The organism is Bacteroides sp. 1_1_14, from assembly GCF_000162515.1.
In the GTDB taxonomy this organism is placed as follows: domain Bacteria; phylum Bacteroidota; class Bacteroidia; order Bacteroidales; family Bacteroidaceae; genus Bacteroides; species Bacteroides thetaiotaomicron.
Genome location: NZ_GG774708.1, coordinates 385,764 through 407,644, shown reverse-complemented (window position 1 = coordinate 407,644; position 21,881 = coordinate 385,764). Strand labels below are relative to the sequence as shown.

Below are 21,881 nucleotides of genomic sequence, written 5' to 3'. Positions count from 1 at the left end.
GTTGTGCTGTTTCAGCATGGCAGCAGTCAGGTTCAGCTGAATCTTATCATCATCAATCAGAAGCACACGGATCACCTTCATGACCGGTACAGCATCTGTCTCTTCCGGAGAAACATCTGTTTCTTCCGGAGAAGCATCCGTATCTTTCGACGCTTTCTTGATTCTGCTTCCAAAAGGTTTATTTTCCACTATTGACTTGCCCACCGGAAAGAGTGGCAACACGACAGTAAAGCAACTTCCTTTTCCTAACGTGCTTTGTACATCGATCGTACCTTCAAGCAGAAGAACCAGCTTATGCACAATGGACAATCCCAGTCCGAATCCTTCTTCTCCCTGCGCACCGGGGAGGCGGGTAAATTCCTGGAAGATGCGTTCCCGGTCTTCCGATGCCATCCCTTTGCCGGTATCCTCAACCGCTATTGTCAGCTTCGAAGCGTTATAACCAACAGTTAATGTGATCTTGCCCTGCTGAGTGAATTTCACCGCATTGGACAAGAGATTATTCACTATCTGCTGAATACGTAAAGGATCACTGATATATTTCTCCGACAATTCCGGAGCGATATGACATTGCAAGACCAAGCCTTTAGCCGCCGTCAGAGGTTCAAAGCAAACACGGATTTCTTCAAACAGCTGAGCAGGATTAAAAACAATCCGGTTCACTTCCGCTTTATTGAGGTCAAGACGGTGGAAATCAAGCAAATCGCTTACTAACTTCAGTAAATGCTCTGAAGAACTTTTCATGTTGTCCAGATAGAATCGCTGCCGTTCATCTTCGGTCAGGCGGGACAAGAGTTCCGTATATCCCATTATCGAGCCTAATGGCGCCTTAAAGTCATGGGTAATGGCAAGCATCAGTTTCTCACGGGCAACAAGCAAGTCTTCCGCCCGCTTATTCGCTTCTTCGAGCTGACGCCGATAACGGTTGCTACGAGTAATATCCCGCATAATTAAGATCAGGAAAAAGGCGGATAAGAATACGGCACCAATGGCAATTCCGGCAATGATATTAGCCGAACGCATCCGCACCTCTTGCTGAAGTTCCGCATCCTGACGGGCACGCGCAGACATTTCCTCCTCGTATCCTTTTATCAGACTATCCATTCTTGCGGTCAGCTGTGTATTCATCCGCTGATACCTCGTACTGGTACGCCGGATCGTTCGCCTCCGCTGCAACCGTTTCTCTTCGGTAGCCATGCGAATCTTATGCTGAAGGGAGTCCGCCGACTTGACAGGTTCCAATATCGTATCGGTGGCAATTTCCAGAGAAGTATTGACCAGCACGGCAGTATCTTTCTTAGAAGGCGCGAACACTTCCCCCAATCGTTTGAAGAAGCCTTTCTTCTTCGGGGTAGTGATCAGAGAATCGCGTTTGGTAATAACCCGGTGTTGTACCCGTTGCTGAGTAATCACCGAGTCCTGCTGTTCTGATATGATTTCTTCAATCTCCGAGGCGGAAAGCAAGCTATCATTCGCCTCGCTCAGCACCCGCAGCATCTGAAGGGTATTCTGATCTTTCTCATGGAGAAGACTCAGCAGACTGTCTGTCCGCAGATTCTGCTGATCGTCCGCAGCCGACAGCGTCTCCATCTCCTGATGCACAAACACCAGAGAAAAAAGAAGAATCGCCAGCAGCAATATATAGCCGATGGTTATTTTCAGTTTGGTGGAGTGAAAGGAAGCCATAGGCAATTAAGATTTTAAATTATGAATTTTGAATGGAAGGCGGTAGTTTCGTCTTGTGATGGAAACGCCACCATAACATCAGACCGGCACTGGTCAACCCAAAAGGAAATGCCATCCAGACACCTATGATCCCCCACTCCAACACGAATCCGCAAAAATAGCCGACCGGAAGCGAAATAAGGAAATAAGCAATGAAGGCAATCAGCATCATCAGTTTTACATCTGAGATTCCACGCAAGGCATTGGCAAAGGTTATCTGCAATCCATCTCCAAACTGATATACAAGGAACGGAAGGATAAGCGAAGTTACCATAGCCGCCACTTCGGTACTATCGGTAAACCAGCCTCCCAGATAATTGCGGCAGAGGAATACGATGGAAGAAAGCACAACACCCAACGCCATCATCAAATGAAAACCGGCATAAGCCGAACGACGTACATTGAGTATATCGCCCTGCCCGTTAAAGTTACTCACACGGACAGCCACAGCTGCCCCCATCCCGTAATACATCATAAACGTAAACTGGGAAATAGCCAGCATGACCTGATGAGAAGCCAGCGCAATGGTACCCAGCCAGCCAATCATCACCGCACTCAGACTGAACGAAGCTGTCTCCATTCCCATCTGAAAAGCAATCGGCCAACCCAGCGAATTCAATCGTCCGAATATAGCCTTCGACCATCCCAGACGATAGAAGCCGAGCTTAAAACGAAGAAAACGCGGACTCCGCATAAAGACTATGATAAATACGACTACCATCATGATACGCGAGAACAGCGTACTGATACCTGCTCCCAGCAAGCCCATTTCCGGCAAGCCCAGCTTTCCGTATATCAGGATATAATTGCCGATAATATTCAGCACATTTCCGCCGAGCAATATCCACATAGCGGTCTTAGTATCCGTAATTCCATCCGTAAACTGCTTGAAGCCATTGAACAGCATCACAAAGACGAGCGAAGCCAGCAGAACCAGATAATAAGGTTTTATCAAGGGAATAAGTTCTTCCGGCTGTCCCAGATTTCCCACATTAAAATAAAGGACAGTCATACCGATGGTAAGCAAGAATGCCACCAACAAATTTGCCAGCAGGCTGTTACGTAACGCCTGCCCCGCCGAAGCATACTGATGAGTTCCATACAAACCTCCCACGATAGGAGTCAGCCCGTACGAGAAGCCTGTACTGAAAATAATCACCAGATTGAATACATTATTGACGAAGGAAGCAGCACCCAGTTCTATCGTACTATGATGACCGATCATCAGCGTATCGGCAAACCCCAGCACAATAACTCCTATTTGCCCGATTACAATGGGCAATCCGAGAGAAATCAGTGCTTTGTAATGCTCCTTATATATACTATAGATATTTCTCATTTATTTTTCCGTAGTTAATCGCATATTCCGGCAACTCCGCATCCTGCCGTTGCCTCCAATAAATATCCCGCCGGTAAGGAGAAGTCAGGATATTTGTTTCTTATAATAAAGTATCACTCCATTCTCCTTCCTGAAAGCAGACTGAGCTACCTTTTGCAATTGTCCGGCAGTAACAGCGCGATAACGCTCTACCTCCTTTTCCATATCTTCCGCCCTGCCCAACAGTTCAAACCAAGCAAGATTGGTAGCGACATTCAAATAATTGATATTGCCGAATATCTGCGTCGATTCGAATTTATTCTTCACTTTTTCCAGTTCCTGTTCGTCAACAGGTTCTTGCTGCAAACGTTCCAGTTCTTCACGTACGGCCGCTTCCGCCTGTTCCAGCGAAACACCTGCCGCAGGTTTACCTGAAATATGGAACAATCCGGCATCCACACTGCCGGAAATATAAGCGTCGATACTCGAAAACAGTTGTTTTTGCTGTACCAGCCGTTGATTCAGACGACTGGAACGTCCGTTGCTCAACAAATCCGACAATATATCAAAAGCGTAATAATCCGGATGATCATGACTACACATATGATACGCCATGAATAATGAGTCGATGGGTACGTTGCGCTCCACTGTCAACCGTCGTTCTTCTGTCTGCTCCGGTTCCTGCGGCAGATTCCGTTGAGGAACCTCCCTGCGAGGGATGGGACCGAACCATTTTTCCGTCAATGCGACTGCTTCTTCAAAAGAGATATTTCCCGTTACGGCCAGCACTGCATTGTTCGGCGCATAAAAACGGAAGAAGAATGCTTTCACCTCTTCCAGCGTCGCATTGGCTATGTGCGACAAATCTTTTCCGATGGTAGGCCACTGATAAGTATGCGCCCGATATGCCAAGGGACGCAAAAGATGACCGACGTCTCCGTAAGGCTGATTCAGGCAACGCTGCTTGAATTCTTCCATTACTACTCCACGCTGTACTTCCAGACTCCGTTCACTGAAATCAAGGCTCAGCATACGGTCGGATTCCAGCCAAAAGCCGGTCTCTACATTCTGCCGGGGTACAGTGAGGTAGTAATTGGTTATGTCATTATTGGTCCAGGCATTATTCTCGCCGCCTGCCAGTTGCAGCGGCATATCATAATCGGGGATGTTCACCGAACCTCCGAACATCAGGTGTTCGAACAAATGAGCAAAGCCGGTATGCTCGGGATGTTCATCGCGGGCTCCCACATTATATAATACATTCAGAGCTACCATCTGCGTACTTTCGTCCTGCGAATGTACCAGACGTAACCCATTGTCCAGAATATGCCTGTTGATCTTCATTCTACTTAATCTAGTACTTCTACTTTTACAATCTTCACGTCCTCTTCGGGGCGATCGCTACGGTCGGTTTTCACCTGCTGAATCTTATCCACGATGTCCATGCCTTCGATTACTTCACCGAAAACCGTATACTCACCGTCCAGATGAGGAGTACCTCCTACAGTCGTATAAGCTTCGATCTGTTCCGGCGTAAAGTGAAATTCCGGTTGCTTGGCAGCTTCCGCTTCCGCCTCTGCAAAAAGCTTCTCCTGCAATTCATACAAACCGTTTTCATCGTTTTCCTTCCGCATCTTATAGATTTCTTTCATGTGCTTCTGAGCCAACGTATTGAAAATAACATTGATCTTATTCTCATTCATCTGGCTTTCCATGCCCAGCAATGTAGAGTCGTTGTACACTTTGCCTGTCACAATGTAGAACTGGCAACCGGATGATTCTTTCTTCGGATTTACATTGTCTCCCTGACGGGCAGCAGACAAAGCGCCTTTTTTGTGAAAATACTTCGGATAAACAAATTCGGCCGGAAGGGTGTAACCCACATCTCCTGCACCCAGCATCTTTCCTTTCGGTGCATTCTTTGAATCCGGGTCACCTGCCTGAATCATAAAGTCTTTGATAACACGGTGGAACAGCGTTCCTTCATAAACGCCGTCTTCTGCCAGCTTAATGAAATTATCACGATGTTTCGGCGTCTCATTATACAACTTAACCTTGATGTCTCCCAAGGTTGTTTCAATCTTTACCAACGTTTCGTTGTCCATATTTCCTCCTTTTTTTGTTCCGGTTTTGCAGGCCGTAAGTCCGCAAAACGATATGGTTAATAGTAAGTATGCAATCTTTTTCATAACACTTTTATTTAATTTAAGTTTGCAAATATACTACTTTCGCCCAAATCCTCTTACCTTTGTAGCATTAAAAGAGGCAAAAGAGAGTATGATGAAATCCATATTGATAATAGAAGACGATATCACTTTCGGAATGATGCTGAAAACCTGGCTAAGTAAAAAAGGGTTTGAAGTGTCGTCAGTCAGTAACATTGCCCGTGCCCAGAAGCACATTGAAGGACAAGGGGCAGACTTAATCCTGTCCGATTTACGCCTGCCGGATCACGACGGAATCGATCTTCTGAAATGGATGAACGAAAAAGGAATCGATATTCCTTTGATCATCATGACCGGTTATGCCGATATCCAATCGGCAGTACAAGCGATGAAACTGGGAGCACGCGACTATGTTGCCAAACCGGTGAATCCGGAGGAACTACTCAAAAAGATGTCAGAAGCTTTGCAAGCGAAAGAAGCGCCGACTACGCATACCGCAGCCAAAACTTCTGCAAAGAAAGGTTCTTCCATTTCGTCCGGAAACGCCACCGAAACCCATCATGCTTATCTGGAAGGAGAAAGTGATGCCGCCAAGCAACTCTATAATTATGTAGGTCTGGTAGCTCCCACCAATATGTCCGTACTGATCAACGGTTCCAGCGGAACGGGAAAAGAGTATGTGGCGCACCGCATCCATCAACTGAGCAAACGGAATGACAAGCCGTTTATCGCGGTAGACTGCGGTTCGATTCCCAAAGAATTAGCCGCATCCGAGTTTTTCGGTCATGTGAAGGGCTCTTTTACAGGAGCACTGACGGACAAGACCGGAGCGTTCGTTGCCGCCAATGGAGGCACTATCTTCCTGGATGAAATAGGTAATCTCAGTTACGAGGTACAGATACAGCTTCTTCGTGCCTTGCAAGAGAGAAAGATTCGTCCGGTCGGTTCCACGCAAGAAGTTTCGGTTGATATCCGTCTGGTATCCGCCACCAACGAGAATCTGGAACAAGCTATCGAGAAAGGGACTTTCCGTGAAGACCTTTTCCATCGTATCAATGAATTTACCCTGCGGATGCCCGACCTGAAAGAACGGAAAGAGGATATCCTTTTGTTTGCCAACTTCTTCCTCGATCAGGCAAACAAGGAACTGGACAAGCATCTGATCGGTTTTGACTCGAAAGCCTCACAAGCCTTACTCAATTATCACTGGCCGGGCAACTTACGCCAAATGAAGAATATCGTAAAAAGAGCGACTTTACTGGCACAAGGAAGTTTCATCACTCTTCTTGAATTAGGGACCGAATTACTGGAAACAAGTACTGTTTGTTCCGCAAGCATGGCGCTGCGCAACGAAGAGACAGAGAAAGAACACATTCTGGAGGCATTGCGCCAAACCGGAAATAACAAGAGCAAAGCGGCACAATTACTGAATATCGACCGGAAGACATTATATAATAAGCTGAAACTATATAATATCGACTTGTAGGTTATCAATCAGTACTACCCATATATTTAGAAGGAGATACGCCGAACTGCTCCATGAAGTGCTTGCGCAAAGTACGGGTATCGGAATAACCAACCATTTCCGAAATTTCCTGAATAGAATAGCGATTCTCCAGAATCAATGTCGCCGCCTTGCTTATACGTATACTGCGAATCATATCTATAACAGACAAATCACTGCGCTGTTTCACCTTCCGGTACAAGGTAGGCTGACTCATATTCAGTTGCTCCGCCAACATTTTTACATTAAAGTCCGCATTGGAAAGGTTAGCTTCTATGATATGAATCAGTTGTTGCAAAAAGGCATCTTCTTTCTCTCCCTCTTCCGATTCCTGTTTCAGCATCAGGGCTTTCGTATAAATCCGCTTCAATCGCTCACGCTGCAAAATCAGGTTATCCACTTTGGTCTTTAATATCTCCGGATTAAAGGGTTTCATCATATAATCATCCGCTCCGCTATTACAGCCTTGCAGGATGTCAGCATCTTCTGCTCTGGCAGTCAGTATCAAGATAGGAATATGCGCGGTTTCCTGCTGCATACGAATTTCCCTGCAACAAGTAAAGCCGTCCTTTACGGGCATCATTACATCCGAGATAATAAGATCGGGCAACTGTTCTTTGGCTATCCGCACCCCTTCCTCACCATTGCAAGCTTCACTGACGGCATATATGGAAATGAATAAGCTCCGGATATATTCGCGGACATCTTCATTATCTTCGATGATCAGCAGACTCTTTTTAGCCGCTGTTTCCTGTATTTTGTTTTCCGGTATCGGAAGAAACGGTTCCGGTTTCAGCTCTTCATTTTGCTTTGTTTTTCCCTGATGGCTGTCAATAAGTTCATAAGAATCTTTTGCAAAATGCTCTTTGCCTTCGGGAATATAAAGGGCAAAGATACTTCCTTCGTCCGGCACACTCTTCAGCGTTACCAATCCATGATGCAAGTCCATCGTGTTCTTCACAATATGCAATCCTATTCCTGCCTTCGTTGACATCTCAGGTACATTATCTCCCGTTACGAACGATTCAAAAGCATGTTTCTGCAACCATTCCGGAATCCCTGCACCTGTATCCGAAACGGTGATCCGGCAATAACCCTGCCCACTTTTCATCAGATGAGAGACAGAAAGCAGGACACGACCTCCCGATGGGGTATACTTAAACGCATTTGAAAGAAGGTTTTGCACGGCCGAAGCGATCTTTCCCTCATCTACCCAATACAGGAACTTCCCTTCGAGCAAATCAATATCAAATTGCAAACCTTTGATTTCAGCCATCTGCCGGAACGGTTCCGACACATTGCAGACCAACTGTACCAAATCAGTCTCGGATAACTGGAGTCTGACCATCCCGGCCTCTATCTTTTGTACATAAAGCAACTGATCGACCAAGGTGTGCAGTGAGGCCGCATTCTTATACATGACCTGCAATTTCTTATAAAAGTCATCCAATGGATTGCACTGTTTCATCAATTCCTGTAACGGGGCAAGGATTAAAGTCAGCGGAGTACGCAGTTCGTGGGCAACGCCCGTAAAGAAGTTCTCGCGTTCCACACGTATCTGACGTTCTTTCTCACGCTCCATACTGACCGTCAACAGTTCATGTTTCATCTGCATTTCGTGTTCCATCCGTTTCTGCCGTAGTCTGATCAACCGTACTCCATAAGCCACTCCTCCCAGCAATAACAGGGAAACGAAAAGCCGGAAAGCAAAAGTCTGACTCCAATGAGGAAGAATTACGATCTTCAGCGAAGTCACCGCCCCTGTCTGACCGTTCGGATGTATATTCTTCACTTCAAATACATACTCACCGGCTGGGAGGTTGGTATACGAGGCTTTCTCTCCCTCATCAGAAATCAGCCAATTCCCCTGATAAGGCAAAAGCCGGTAATTATATTTTTGTTGTTCGTCCGAGTAGGACAGGTTGTTGAAAGCCAAGGAGAAATCTTTGTTATCATTATCCAGTACAATGCGATCCGTAAAAGGGATGAATTGATTGAGGATGATCTGATTATTAATCTTTTCTCCAGTCCCGACAGGATGGTTATCCACTTCCAAACCGGTTATTAACACCCGTCCGTTGGTCGGATAGGCATTTATATCCTCCGGATTGAAATAAGTCAGACTCTGATTATTTCCGAAAAACAAAGTCTTGTCACTGAATAAGGCAGAACGGTTACTACCTGCTATGTAGTAATTGTAAAAGAGATGCTGACGACGACCATACCGCGATATGCCGGAGTTGCTTCCCAGCCAGATATGCCCTTCGCTGTCTTCCGCTATGCAGCCGATAAAATTACTGCACAGTCCGTCATTCGTGGTATAACGGGCACTGATCGTGTTCTGTCGTGGAGACAGGATGGCAAAGCCATCCGTATAACCTATATATAAATTCCCATCCGAAGATGCCAGCAACGAACGTACCGAACGATATTCCATGTTCATCTTCTGCTCATATCCATTTTCTACGGAGATACCTCCGGAAGCAGATTCAACTACTCTGCAAACTCCCATATTGCTGGTTCCCAGCCATATAGTTCCATCTTTGGTCTGAGCAATCGCACGGATGAAAGGTTGTCTTTTCTCATTTAAATAGTGTGTTGCTGATAATTTAACGCATATACCTGTCTGACGGTTATACAATAAAAGCCCGTCTTCCGTACCTACATAGAGCCTGTTCTTATCGTCCATATACAAAGCCCATACCGAAGCCCTGTTGGCAACACCGTCTACCAACAGCGAATGAATCACAAAACGACCGGTCCGGACATGATAAACAGTCAACGTACCGTTTATATTTCCAAACCACAGATTGCCGTCTACATCTTTCAAGGCACACAACATCGTTTCTTCCGATTTCCCGCTACCTGTATCGACTTTAGAGAAACTAAGTTTTTTCCCTTTTGCGTACGGTATGTCACTTCGCATGATTCCTTTGTGATAGGTCGCCAACCATAACCGATGACTATCATCCATGAGGATATCACATATTTCGTTATGCCTGTCCTGATAGTAACGGTCATAAAAACTGTGACCTCAAATCAGAATACATCACTCCTCCACCGTTAGTACCAATCCAAAGAAGGCCATTAGGATCGTAACAGGCAGAAATCATACGTGTTTCGAGGTTTCGGTAAATCTGTGTATGCGTATTGTTATATATCTCCGACGTCAGTTCTTCCGGCTGCTTTTCATCCGGCATCAACAGTGTATAGCCACCCCATGTCACTGCCAGATAGCGGTTATTGCCGATAAATATAGTCTGATAAACATCTGTATGAGAAAGGAGATTCTCTTTTCCTGTCCCGCCGTACGAAATCCGGTCCATATGCCCCGACTTCGTGTGATAACGGACAATGCCTTTGCCGATGGTAGAAACCCAGACAACTCCGTCTCTGTTCAAGATGGAAGTGACTTGTAATGGTTTTCCGTCTGTCAGCGGTATCTTCTGATACGCCTCCGGAGTATCCGGATGAAACAAGATCAGATTACCCCGGTTAGTTGTCAGCCATATTCCGCTCCCGGCTTTTTCATGATAGCACAGAGAAGAAAAGACTTCTCCTTTTTCTTCCAATAACTGAAAGGTCTTTTGTATGCGTACCCGAACAGCCGTTTTTTCTTCTTCCTTGCCTTGCCGTATCTCCCATTGACAGAGTATCAGTCTGTTTCCCGATATTCCCCAAAAAGAAGAATTGTCGGCGGGCAGGACATTAAATACACCTATGGCAGTATCTGATTCAGTATGTATCGGAAAAAAAGTTTCCTGCTTCCGGTTGAAATAATAGAGGTATCCATCGGATACAATTCCTAAAAAGTCATCTGACAGTCGCACAATGGCAGCAATCGAAACATATGTATTCGCAGGCTTGAAGTTCTGAATTGTTTTGCCGTCATAACGGCTTAATCCGTTATCCGTCCCAAACCACATAAATCCGTCTTCATCCTTATAGATGCAAGGAATCGTGTTATCCGCCAATCCGTCCCTCATTGTCAGCAACCGAATATCTTTATCTAAAAAAGCATAGACAGGATGCAGCGGGCAACAACTCAGAATCAGGATAATCAGGATTAGATTTAAGTGCTTCATTCTATTAGACAATTTATGGCAAATAAACGAAATTAAGTCAGAACATACAAAAAAACGAATAAAGAAATGGACTTATGAATTAAACATGTATGTTGAATGAAAGAAACAGGCATATTCGGAACCACATTGTTTGCGTACATTTGCAGCCATATAACAACCTGATGTACACCTTTTAAATAATATACAATGACCTTAGTTTATCTTAACCAGTCAGACACAAAGGAGATATTTTTATGATAATACGCATACCAAAGACTACATATTATCATAAATGGTTCATCGGAGCTACACTCGTTGTTCCGGTTCTTCCGCTTGCCGCCCAGACATCTCCGAATCTTGTCTTCATCATGGCAGACCAGTATCGGGGGGACGCACTAGGTTGTCTGGGCAAAGAACCCGTAAAGACTCCTTGCCTGGATCATCTGGCTTCCGAGGGAGTCTTATTCACTAATGCAGTCAGCAGTTATCCTGTTTCATCACCCGCCCGTGCCATGCTGATGACGGGCATGTACCCCCTGCATAATAAAGTAACGGGCAACTGCAATTCACAAACAGCGCCTTACGGAGTGGAGCTTCCACAGGAGGCCCGCTGTTGGAGTGATGTACTAAAAGACATGAACTACCGTACGGGATACATAGGAAAATGGCATCTGGATTCTCCTTATGAACCTTATGTAGACACTTACAACAATCGCGGCAAAGTAGCGTGGAACGAATGGTGTCCGCCCGAACGCCGTCACGGATTTGAATACTGGACAGCCTACGGGACATACGATTATCATCTGAAACCGATGTACTGGGACACGACTGCCCCACGTGACAGTTTCTACTACGTCAACCAATGGGGCCCTGCTTATGAAGCGGATAAAGCTATCGAATACATCCAGACACAAAAAGAGAATAAACAGCCTTTCGCACTGGTCGTATCGATGAATCCTCCGCATACCGGTTACGAACTGGTTCCCGACAAATACAAAGCCCTATATAAGGATATAGACGTGGAAGCCCTCTGTGCCCACCGCCCGGACATACCCGCCAAAGGAACCGAAATGGGAAACTATTTCAGAAATAACATACGCAATTATTACGCCTGTATCACAGGGGTAGACGAGCAGGTAGGACGTATCATCGAAACCCTCAAAAGCAACGGACTTTTTGAGAATACCATCGTTGTATTTACTTCCGATCATGGCATCTGCATGGGAGCTCACAACAATGCCGGAAAGGATATCTTCTACGAAGAATCCATGCGCATCCCCATGATTATCTCATGGCCGGCAAAGATAAAGCCACGCAAAGACGACCATTTGATGATCGCCTTCGCCGACTTATATCCTTCTCTCCTTTCCCTGATGGGATTCCGGAAGGAAATACCCGAAACGGTACAGACTTTCGACTTATCCCGCCATATTCTGGGCAAGAGTAAAAAAGAAGTGGTACAACCTTATTATTATGTACAGTTTGACAATCATGCCACCGGATACCGCGGGCTACGTACGTCAACCCATACATTCGCAGTCCACGCAACCAATGGAAAAATAGACGAAACAGTTCTTTACGACCGAACCAAAGACCCCTATCAAATGGATAATATTGCCGGACAATCCCCCCGTCTAGTCCGGCAATTCAACAAACAACTCAAGGCATGGCTACTCCATACCAACGATTCATTTGCCCATTATCTTGAAACCGTAACTAAATAAACACCATGAAGAAACTTTGCTATCTCTCTCTTTTTATCCTATACTCAGTTTGCAGCTTCGCACAACAACAGGCTATCCCCGTCCCCAAGCCCCATCAACTCAAATGGCATGAGGCGGAAATGGGAGCTGTCTTCCATTATGATCTGCACGTGTTTGACGGCATCCGCTACGGACAAGGCAACAACCGTATCAATCCCATCGAAGATTACAACATCTTCAACCCGACCGAACTGAACACTGACCAATGGGTACAAGCCGCCAAAGCTGCCGGATGCAAATTTGCCGTACTGACCGCCACCCACGAAACAGGTTTCGGACTCTGGCAAAGCGACGTCAACCCTTATTGCCTGAAAGCCGTGAAATGGAGAGACGGAAAAGGAGACATTGTCCGTGACTTCGTCAACTCCTGCCGCAAATATGGTCTGCAACCGGGCATCTATATCGGTATCCGATGGAACTCCCTGCTGGGTATCCATAACTTCAAGGCCGAAGGAGAAGGAGCGTTCGCCCGCAACCGCCAGGCATGGTACAAGCGCCTGTGCGAGAAAATGGTGACAGAACTCTGCACCCGCTACGGAGATTTATATATGATATGGTTTGACGGCGGAGCCGATGATCCCCGTGGCGATGGCCCCGATGTGGAACCGATTGTCAACAAGTATCAGCCAAACTGCCTTTTCTATCATAACATCGACCGTGCCGACTTCCGTTGGGGAGGTTCGGAGACAGGTACAGTGGAATATCCCTGCTGGTCTACCTTTCCCGTCCCTTGCTCACACCATAAACGCATTGAAAGCAGTATCGACCAGATCGAACTGTTAAAACACGGCGATAAGAACGGCAAATACTGGGTACCGGCGATGGCGGACACTCCGCTACGGGGAGCAAACGGCCGCCACGAATGGTTCTGGGAACCGGATGACGAGAACAACATCTATCCGCTAAACACGCTGATGGATAAATATGAAAAGTCAGTAGGAAGAAACGCCACGCTTATTCTCGGACTAACTCCTGACCCGACCGGATTAATCCCTGCCGGAGACGCACAGCGCCTGAAAGAAATGGGAGATGAAATCAATCGGCGGTTCTCCTCCCCGATAGCCCGCATTTCGGGACAAAAGAAAAGCCTGACTCTGAAACTCGGGAAAGAGCAGCCTGTCAATTACTGCATCATTCAGGAAAACATCAAAAACGGAGAACGCATCCGACAATATCAGATAGAAGCCAAAGTGAACGGCAAATGGCAAACAGTCTGCAAAGGAGAATCTGTGGGGCACAAACGAATCGAAAAGTTTGAACCGGTAGAAGCCACAGCATTAAGGCTGACTGTATCCGAATCTGTCGCACTGCCGGATATTATAAACTTCAGCGCCTATTCCGTAAAATAACACAAGAGGTATGAAAAGAATAATCCACATCTGTTTATGGCTATTGACGGGCATCTTTGCGGAAGCATCGCTGTCTGCACAGAACCCGTTTATCTACCATAAAGGGAAGACATACAAAGATGTTGCAGCTTATCGGATGGAAGAAATCATCGACCTGAACACCCATACTCCATCCACCCCCATTTTATACGAACAACAAGTGCCGGAACACCAAAGCACTCTTTCGTATAAGGTTGCACTTCCTTTGTATGTTCGTGGCATATTCTTCAGCCGTGATTCCCGCCCCAGCGACTATCAATGGCCGAATAACACCAATCGGTTGCTCCCCTGGATGTTCAACCGTCTCGAAGACCTCACACGGAGCGATTATGCAGGCATTCCTTCCAATGCCCTGCCGTCCGCATCGGGCGATGCACTGCTCCTTGAACTTGCAGACGGAGAATATCTGTTCGCCAAAGCCATTGCGGGTAGCAACAGCCTCAGCTGGTTTCAGGTTAATCAGGACGGCACGCTCACGTTGTATGTCTCCACACTAGGAGAAGATGTACTGACCGGCCGACTCCCCCTCCTGATTTTCCGGAAATCTTCATCCATCTACCATGTATTCAGTGACGCCTACGATTCGTTAATCGCAGATAAAGCCGTATCTGCCCTCCGCAAAAGAGCGGACAAAGAATATTTCAATGCCTTCAACTATCTGGGATGGTGTACTTGGGAACATTATCATTATGACATTGATGAAACGAAAATACTGAACGATATCGATGCCATCGAAGCATCCGGCATACCGGTACGTTATGTCTTAATTGACGACGGACACATAGCAAACAAGAACCGGCAACTGACCAGTCTCGTCCCCGACAAAAAAAGTTTCCCGAACGGATGGAGCCGCATCATGAAGCGCAGACAAGCAGATAAAATCCGATGGATAGGGCTATGGTACAGCCTTTCCGGCTATTGGATGGGAATCTCTGCCGAGAATGACTTTCCGTCGGAAATCCGGCAAGTTCTACACACATACAATGGCAGTTTACTGCCCGGCACCAGTACAGAAAAGATAGAAACATGGTACGAATATTATGTCCGTACCATGAAGGAGTATGGATTTGACTTCTTGAAGATAGACAATCAGTCTTTCACCCTCCCGCTCTATATGGGCGAAACGCAGGTTATCCGGCAGGCTAAGGATTGCAACCTTGCTCTGGAACATCAGACACATCGAATGCAAATGGGACTGATGAACTGCATGGCACAAAATGTGCTGAACATTGACCATACCTTGTACAGCAGCGTAACCCGTGCCAGCATCGACTATAAGAAATATGACGAGAATATGGCTAAATCACATCTGTTCCAGTCATATACCAATACACTCATACTGGGGCAGACAGTCTGGCCCGACCACGATATGTTTCATTCCTGCGATACCGTTTGCGGCAGTCTGATGGCACGTTCGAAAGCGATCTCCGGCGGACCTGTTTACCTGTCCGACTCTCCAGGCGAATTTATTGCCGACAATATCCGCCCTCTGATTGATGAAACCGGAAAGATATTCCGTCCGGCAGCTCCCGCCGTCCCGACTCCGGAATCCATACTGACCAATCCCCTGCAAAGCGGTAAAGCCTACCGTGTATTTGCCCCTACAGGAGACGAAGCGCTCTCAGTCATTTGCTACAATCTGAACACTTCTCCCGCTTATCGGGAAGTAGAAAGTTTCGTCAAACGGGAAGATTACCTGTTACGGGAAAGCACCGGCAAATCCGCAGATTCTTCTTCCTACAACATTCTCGCATTCAACTGGGAAAAACAGAGCGCCGAAGTATTGAACGCATCTGAAAGAAAAATAAAGTTATCCGGATTTACAGATAGTCTGTTCCATCTTTGCCCCATCCGCAAAGGCTGGGCAGTGATCGGCATACAAGAAAAATACCTGTCGCCTGCCACTGTGCAGATACTCAAACGTACTACCGATAAGCTGATATTGGATGTCCACTGCACCGGTACATTAAGGATATGGGCAGACTCCCACGGGAAACAGGAATTACGGAGCATACCGATCAAAAAGGCCGGCAGAATTGAAATAAAGAAATAACACTAAATAATTAATCCATGAACAAAAAACTACTTTTCCCCCTCGCACTCGTGCCACTGGCTGCCACCAGCCTGCAAGCACAGAAGTCCGCCCAGACACGGCGTGTGGACAAACGCCCCAACATCATCCTTTTCATGGTAGACGACATGGGATGGCAAGACACTTCACTCCCCTTCTGGACACAAAAGACAGATTACAATAAGCTGTACGAAACACCCAACATGGAACGACTTGCCAAACAAGGCATGATGTTCACACAAGCGTATGCCAGCAGTATCAGTTCCCCCACCCGATGCAGCCTCATCACCGGAACGAACGCGGCACGCCACCGCGTAACCAACTGGACGCTGCAAAAGAACACAAAGACAGACCGCAAGGATAAAGTACTGGATGTGCCGGACTGGAACTACAACGGAGTAAGCCAAGTGCCCGGCACCAACAACACATTCGTAGGAACCTCCTTTGTACAACTACTGAAAGACAGCGGCTATCATACGATTCATTGCGGAAAAGCACATTTCGGTGCCATAGACACTCCGGGAGAAGACCCGCACCACTGGGGCTTCGAAGTAAACATAGCCGGACATGCTGCCGGAGGACTCGCCAGCTATCTGGGAGAAGAGAATTACGGTCACAACAAAGACGGAAAGCCAATATCACTCATGGCCGTTCCCGGACTTGAAAAGTACTGGGGTACGGAGACCTTCGTCACCGAAGCATTAACTCTGGAAGCCATCAAAGCTCTGAACAAGGCTAAGAAGTACAACCAGCCTTTCTACCTGTATATGTCCCAATACGCCATCCACGTCCCCTTGGACAAGGACAAACGTTTCTACGACAAATACAAGAAAAAAGGCATGACCGACCATGAAGCCGCATACGCCACACTGATCGAAGGCATGGACAAGAGTCTGGGCGATCTGATGGACTGGCTGGAAAAAAGCGGAGAAGCCGACAACACTATTATTATCTTCATGAGCGACAACGGAGGACTTGCAGCCGAATCGTATTGGCGTGACGGCAAACTGCACACCCAGAATCATCCTCTCAACAGTGGTAAAGGCTCCACCTATGAAGGCGGCATCCGTGAACCGATGATCGTCAGCTGGCCCGGTGTCGTAGCCCCTGGCAGCAAATGCAATGATTACCTGCTGATAGAAGACTTCTATCCTACTATCCTCGAAATGGCGGGTATCAAAAAATACAAGACAGTTCAGCCTATCGACGGCATCAGCTTCATGCCTTTACTGAAACAGACCGGGAATCCTTCCAAAGGACGCAGCCTCTTCTGGAATATGCCCAACAACTGGGGAAACGACGGTCCGGGAATCAACTTTAACTGTGCCGTACGCAACGGTGACTGGAAATTAATCTATTACTATGGTACAGGTAAAAAAGAACTGTTCAATATCCCCGATGATATAGGCGAAAGTAATGATCTCAGCGCACAACATCCGGATATTGTGAAACGGCTTTCTAAAGAGTTAGGAACCTATTTGAGAAAAGTAGATGCCCAACGTCCTACAGTCAAAGCTACGGGTAAACCTTGTCTTTGGCCGGACGAAATTGAGTAATCATTCACCAGTTTAGTCAGCTCCAAACAAGTAACATGATATTCCAGCTAAACAGACGAAAAACTATGCATTTTACGAATACATAGTTTCTAAGGCTACTCAAATACTGGTATAAAGCAGAAAGCCTACAACTATTATTATATTAATACACAGCCAAATACGGTTTACTATATTCTCAAAGTATTCTCATGCCTTTGAGAAAAAATTCTCACCACGATGAGAAAAAATTCTCATGCCTTTGAGAAAATTTTCTCATTGCAGTGAGAAATTATTCTCATTGCGGTGAGAATAAAAGACTTTGCAGGAATCTGATAATTAGTTCATTACTTTTCGTTTTTCAGATGCTTTAGTTCTTTACTCATTAAGTGTAGGTTCATTGAAACATAACCATTCTTGCATTACTTATCATTATTTACGTAACAAAGCAGACTATTGTGGAATAATTCCACACTCCTCACCCCATTTTCCACACATTCCCCATGCGTTTCCACACAATAGACAATGTACATCATTCACATATCTCACTTATAATCAATACATTGATAGCGTACATCAGTCTTTGGCACGCACTTTGATCTTTAATTAGCCGTTAGATAAAGCAACAACCGATTCCTTAACACATAAGAGAGAATTGAAAATATATGTTTAATAATCATTAAAGCAAACGATTATGAAAAAATTAGTATTAGTAGTAGCAATGTTTATGTTTGTTTGTGGTGGTTCATTCCTTGTTAAGGCTCAGAACTCTGCAGAAGCTGCGACAGCCCTGGCAGAAGTTAATGCAACAGCTATCGTTAATGATACAGTAGTAAAAGATACTGTAACCAAGAGCGAGGAACCTGTTAAGACAGAACTGAGTGCACCGACCGCTATTGTCAACGATACAGTCGTTACTGACACTGCATCCAAAGACAAACCGGCTGAGCCTGTCAAGGAATAACCTTTCCAAAAACTCACGGAACATAGTCTGCCGAACAATAGTAAGCACACTACAAAAAAAGCCATCCCTACTTCGTCTATTCCGGGGATGGCTTTTTATTTTCTTATTTTCCCTAAACGGGAATCATTCAACTATCGGTTTTCACGTTCCAATACTGCCAACCGGGCATACAATTCAACCAATGCCCCCTGATGGAGTATTTCCCAACCGGTCTTGGTCGTTCCCCCTCTCAGATCATCGTCATTCAGCAAGTTGTTACCCTGATGACAGCTACTGCTCCACGCATGAATCATTGACTTTTCGATATCATCGATATATTTACGGTCATTGTCTATAGAATAAAGTTCAAAGAATCCGCGGCACATGATCGTATTGAACCAAGCATGTCCCGGAGCAAGAATATTGAAAGTAAGGTTCAGTTCTTTGGAACGATAGGGCATAAACCATTTCTTATGACAGCTTTCAGCAATCGCATACGCTTCATCCAGATATTTCTGTTCGCCGGTAATCTTATATAAAAGACAGGCTGCCTGCAACGGCTGTCCGGAATTGTAAGAATACTTGTTCTTTTCAAGATCACCCGGCAGATTGGGATCATCCTTATTCGGGCGTACATTGTCATAGAATAAATGGTCGGACTTGTCTTGCAATACATCCAGCATATAGTCGTAACATTTGATCGCCCAGTCGAGATATTCCTGTTCCTGAGTTGCCAGATACATCTTACAGCCCATCACAGCAGTAGGTCCGGTAGAGCAAGAGTGCTTGCTGGTAGTGTGTTCGTTCAACTCCCTCCAGTGTACACCTCCTCCGCAAGTCTCATCCCAACCGTGATCGATCAGGTAGCGCCATACCACCTTTGCCTGTGTCAGATAACGCATCTCTTTCGTTTCCGTATACCAGTCGACCATATCGAGCCCGATCCATACGTTATCATCGTAAAAACGTTCGTTACCGGCAGCCGGGTAGCAAGAATAAGCCAGGATTCCACGATCCAGCTGACAGAAATACTGTATTCCTTTGAACATCATATCATCCATTGCGCCATAGATATTCTCCACTTCGCTCTCTTTGGTTGCATCACGCATAGCGACAAATGCCGAAAGACCGCCACCTTGTCCCCAAACTAACGCATCACCATCCCAATAACCTTTTCCATCATAAGGATAATTACCACGCCAGCAGCTTCTGGAACTCTTGCCGAAATAATATCCAATGACAGAGGTCATGTAAGAATGTGCACGGTCCAGCATTTCCGGCAGTTTCAGTTCCGGCTCATCCACCTTTTCATGATAAGGCATCATAATACGGCTTTCGGGTACCGATCGCTTGCCGGCTTTACTGATAGCTACGGCAGAAACTTCGTAAGTAGCAAAATAAGGAACTTTCAACAGATATTCCTGTGTAACATCACGTTCTACCTGTATGATGATATGTCCCGGCGAGAAGTCGGTAGCACGAGACAAGCTCGCTTCCACGTCCCTGTAAGAGAGTTCTACCATATCCACATCGCGATTACTGGGATTGGTCCATTTCACCAGAAGTTCATTCTCGTTATTGGTAGCTTCTACGGAAAATGAACCTACCGGAGAAATATTGCCACTGATGGGATCATTCTGTTCTGAGTTTGACTGATCATCATCACTACAAGATGGAAGTAATGCCAAAGCCAAGAAGTTCAATATAAACAGTTTGAATATTGCTTTCATTTTTCTTCAAATTTAGAGATTACTTAAAAGGTACTTCGATAGGAGCTTCCCCGAATCTGCTCATTGGGAATTCCGTAGCATTCCAACTATCGTACTTAGAGATATGCATTAATAATTCATGATCGGAATTAGTGCCATCCTCAATATAAGCAACTGGTGCACCGGCTGAGAAATCCCAGCGAGCCAATAATCCTTCCGGATTAACTTCTTCAAGATTCCATGCGTTAGCCTTTAACTGTTCTTCCGTACGACAAACATACCATATACGTGCTTCGAGTATAGCACCATCAAGGAAACGTTTATTGTCACTAGCTTTTCCGATAGATACTCTTCCACCATCATTGCCTGCACAAAGGTCTATCTCAGAGTAATCTATATCCGTTTTATGAGTATCAGTCCACTGGAGTTGTTTACCATTAATATAAAGCTTGTACTTTTCATTATAATCATCTTTTCCTTTCGAACAATCCACAACCAAGGCTATATGCGTCCATGCTCCAAGTTCGAAAGCTCCATGTCCTGTTCTAAGTTTAAGTTTATCACTTATACCGACAAGTTCCATCTGTCTGCCCTTATTGTTTTCCCAATCGCCACCACGAAGAATGAAATAGCCTTCCTTACCTATGAAAGTCTGCAACCAGTTCGTTCCATCAATACGAGTTACCAACTCCCAGGTCATCTTTTTCAATTTGAAATCATTAGTAGCAGCCTTTATACTTTCCAATCCATCACCGGTCATCTCGCCAAAGTGAGTCCAAACTGCATAATCTCTGCCTAAGTTCATATACCAACGCTTTTCCGATGCTATAACTACATGAATAGGCTGCGATATCTGCTTCTTCGCATCAATTAAAGTAAACGACGTTTCTCCTGCCTTCCTTCCGGTAACAGTAACAACATTGCCATAGACTTCCAGACGAATGATCCTTGAGTCACCAGCATCATGAATCTGATATTCTCCATTCCCTGTAAGAATCTTCACTTGCTGAGAACCTTGATTAGCATTAATCAATACACCTTTTTCATCAGCATCAGTCGTTATCTGCTTAGGAGCAATCACATTCAGATTGACAAAGGCTTCTTTTCCTTTCCGGTCGGTTATCTTGACCTCGGCATTTCCCTGGGCGATACCTTTCACGGTAAATGATTCCGAATCTTCAAGTGTAGACTGATCGACCTCGATACAATTATTTTCATCGACCACTTCCAATGAATAGCCTCCATTTCCTGTATAGATTTTGATGATAGCCTCATCTGCGCCTTCCACTTGCGAATAAAGTGTAAATAATGTCTTATTCAGTTTCAATTCGAACTCTGCTGCCGTATTAACCAAAATTTTAGCACGTTGGTAGTATTTATCTCTCACGTATACTACTCCCTGAGCATTATTTTTCCCTTCTACAGCTGTCAGTGTCACCAGATCGCCATCCACTTCCGCTGTTACCACTTCTTCGTTTGCCGAAGTTACCACATATTCGCCATTACCAGATGTTATTTTTACAGTTCTGGTATCCCCCTGTGCAATACTGATTTCACTGGCGTCAACTTTCAATTCCACCAAGTCTTGGGGTATCTCATTATTTTTGTTATCGTTATCATCGCTACATGCACAAAGACAAAGCAATGACGCGAGAACGAAATATTTCATTACTTTCATATATATTATAACTAAGGTAAA

Annotated in this window: 12 protein-coding genes and 1 pseudogene; 6 read left to right on the top strand and 7 right to left on the bottom strand. The window is 45.5% G+C overall.

Annotation, left to right across the window (positions count from 1 at the left end):
- The 4 genes from HMPREF9007_RS06735 to HMPREF9007_RS06750 all read right to left on the bottom strand — a co-directional run.
- A partial coding sequence (locus HMPREF9007_RS06735) for a HAMP domain-containing sensor histidine kinase (protein WP_008762739.1) occupies nt 1–1,686 on the bottom strand: 1,686 nt, incomplete at its 3' end.
- A 19-nt stretch (nt 1,687–1,705) separates the two neighbouring features.
- Nucleotides 1,706–3,064 carry an MATE family efflux transporter gene (locus HMPREF9007_RS06740; RefSeq protein WP_008762738.1) on the bottom strand — a complete coding sequence of 453 codons (1,359 nt, stop codon included), beginning with the start codon at nt 3,062–3,064 and terminating at the stop codon, nt 1,706–1,708.
- 84 nt (nt 3,065–3,148) lie between these two features.
- The gene (locus HMPREF9007_RS06745; protein ID WP_008762737.1) at nt 3,149–4,387 is read right to left on the bottom strand and encodes a pitrilysin family protein; all 1,239 of its coding nucleotides are present in this window, start codon (nt 4,385–4,387) and stop codon (nt 3,149–3,151) included.
- 5 nt (nt 4,388–4,392) lie between these two features.
- Nucleotides 4,393–5,232: a peptidylprolyl isomerase gene (locus tag HMPREF9007_RS06750; protein ID WP_008762736.1), complete on the bottom strand. Its 840-nt coding sequence runs from the start codon at nt 5,230–5,232 to the stop codon at nt 4,393–4,395.
- A gap of 88 nt (nt 5,233–5,320) precedes the next feature.
- On the opposite strand from HMPREF9007_RS06750, the gene HMPREF9007_RS06755 reads away from it, so the two are divergent.
- On the top strand, nt 5,321–6,694 hold the full coding sequence (locus tag HMPREF9007_RS06755; RefSeq protein WP_008762735.1) for a sigma-54 dependent transcriptional regulator: 1,374 nt from the start codon (nt 5,321–5,323) through the stop codon (nt 6,692–6,694).
- A 4-nt stretch (nt 6,695–6,698) separates the two neighbouring features.
- Here HMPREF9007_RS06755 and HMPREF9007_RS06760 read toward each other — a convergent pair.
- Nucleotides 6,699–10,797, bottom strand: a pseudogene (locus HMPREF9007_RS06760) (two-component regulator propeller domain-containing protein).
- A 233-nt stretch (nt 10,798–11,030) separates the two neighbouring features.
- Here HMPREF9007_RS06760 and HMPREF9007_RS06765 point away from each other — a divergent pair.
- The 5 genes from HMPREF9007_RS06765 (at nt 11,031) to HMPREF9007_RS27265 (ending at nt 18,494) form a co-directional block, all read left to right on the top strand.
- The gene (locus HMPREF9007_RS06765) at nt 11,031–12,500 is read left to right on the top strand and encodes a sulfatase (RefSeq protein WP_008762734.1); all 1,470 of its coding nucleotides are present in this window, start codon (nt 11,031–11,033) and stop codon (nt 12,498–12,500) included.
- Nucleotides 12,501–12,505: 5 nt separating this feature from the next.
- Nucleotides 12,506–13,888, top strand: coding sequence for an alpha-L-fucosidase (locus HMPREF9007_RS06770; protein ID WP_008762733.1), 1,383 nt, complete (start codon nt 12,506–12,508; stop codon nt 13,886–13,888).
- 10 nt (nt 13,889–13,898) lie between these two features.
- Nucleotides 13,899–15,980 (top strand): Sip1-related alpha-galactosidase, encoded by a 2,082-nt coding sequence (locus tag HMPREF9007_RS06775; RefSeq protein ID WP_008762732.1) that lies wholly within the window; start codon nt 13,899–13,901, stop codon nt 15,978–15,980.
- A 17-nt stretch (nt 15,981–15,997) separates the two neighbouring features.
- Nucleotides 15,998–17,554 (top strand): sulfatase, encoded by a 1,557-nt coding sequence (locus HMPREF9007_RS06780; protein WP_008762731.1) that lies wholly within the window; start codon nt 15,998–16,000, stop codon nt 17,552–17,554.
- Nucleotides 17,555–18,224: 670 nt separating this feature from the next.
- Nucleotides 18,225–18,494, top strand: a complete 270-nt coding sequence (locus HMPREF9007_RS27265) for a hypothetical protein (protein ID WP_008762730.1) — start codon at nt 18,225–18,227, stop codon at nt 18,492–18,494.
- A gap of 131 nt (nt 18,495–18,625) precedes the next feature.
- On the opposite strand, the gene HMPREF9007_RS06790 is transcribed toward HMPREF9007_RS27265, so the two are convergent.
- Both HMPREF9007_RS06790 and HMPREF9007_RS06795 read right to left on the bottom strand, forming a co-directional pair.
- Nucleotides 18,626–20,203: a glycoside hydrolase family 76 protein gene (locus HMPREF9007_RS06790; protein ID WP_032850584.1), complete on the bottom strand. Its 1,578-nt coding sequence runs from the start codon at nt 20,201–20,203 to the stop codon at nt 18,626–18,628.
- Nucleotides 20,204–20,222: 19 nt separating this feature from the next.
- On the bottom strand, nt 20,223–21,860 hold the full coding sequence (locus tag HMPREF9007_RS06795; protein WP_128567872.1) for a LamG-like jellyroll fold domain-containing protein: 1,638 nt from the start codon (nt 21,858–21,860) through the stop codon (nt 20,223–20,225).
- Between the last annotated feature and the right edge of the window lie 21 nt (nt 21,861–21,881).

Excerpts from the sequence above, each read along its gene's own strand:
- HMPREF9007_RS06740 (WP_008762738.1), bottom strand. The coding sequence starts at position 3,064 with ATGAGAAATATCTATAGTATATATAAGGAGCATTACAAAGCACTGATT.
- HMPREF9007_RS06770 (WP_008762733.1), top strand. The coding sequence starts at position 12,506 with ATGAAGAAACTTTGCTATCTCTCTCTTTTTATCCTATACTCAGTTTGC.
- HMPREF9007_RS06780 (WP_008762731.1), top strand. The coding sequence starts at position 15,998 with ATGAACAAAAAACTACTTTTCCCCCTCGCACTCGTGCCACTGGCTGCC.
- HMPREF9007_RS06790 (WP_032850584.1), bottom strand. The coding sequence starts at position 20,203 with ATGAAAGCAATATTCAAACTGTTTATATTGAACTTCTTGGCTTTGGCA.
- HMPREF9007_RS06745 (WP_008762737.1), bottom strand. The coding sequence starts at position 4,387 with ATGAAGATCAACAGGCATATTCTGGACAATGGGTTACGTCTGGTACAT.
- HMPREF9007_RS06765 (WP_008762734.1), top strand. The coding sequence starts at position 11,031 with ATGATAATACGCATACCAAAGACTACATATTATCATAAATGGTTCATC.
- HMPREF9007_RS27265 (WP_008762730.1), top strand. The coding sequence starts at position 18,225 with ATGAAAAAATTAGTATTAGTAGTAGCAATGTTTATGTTTGTTTGTGGT.
- HMPREF9007_RS06750 (WP_008762736.1), bottom strand. The coding sequence starts at position 5,232 with ATGAAAAAGATTGCATACTTACTATTAACCATATCGTTTTGCGGACTT.
- HMPREF9007_RS06795 (WP_128567872.1), bottom strand. The coding sequence starts at position 21,860 with ATGAAAGTAATGAAATATTTCGTTCTCGCGTCATTGCTTTGTCTTTGT.
- HMPREF9007_RS06775 (WP_008762732.1), top strand. The coding sequence starts at position 13,899 with ATGAAAAGAATAATCCACATCTGTTTATGGCTATTGACGGGCATCTTT.
- HMPREF9007_RS06755 (WP_008762735.1), top strand. The coding sequence starts at position 5,321 with ATGATGAAATCCATATTGATAATAGAAGACGATATCACTTTCGGAATG.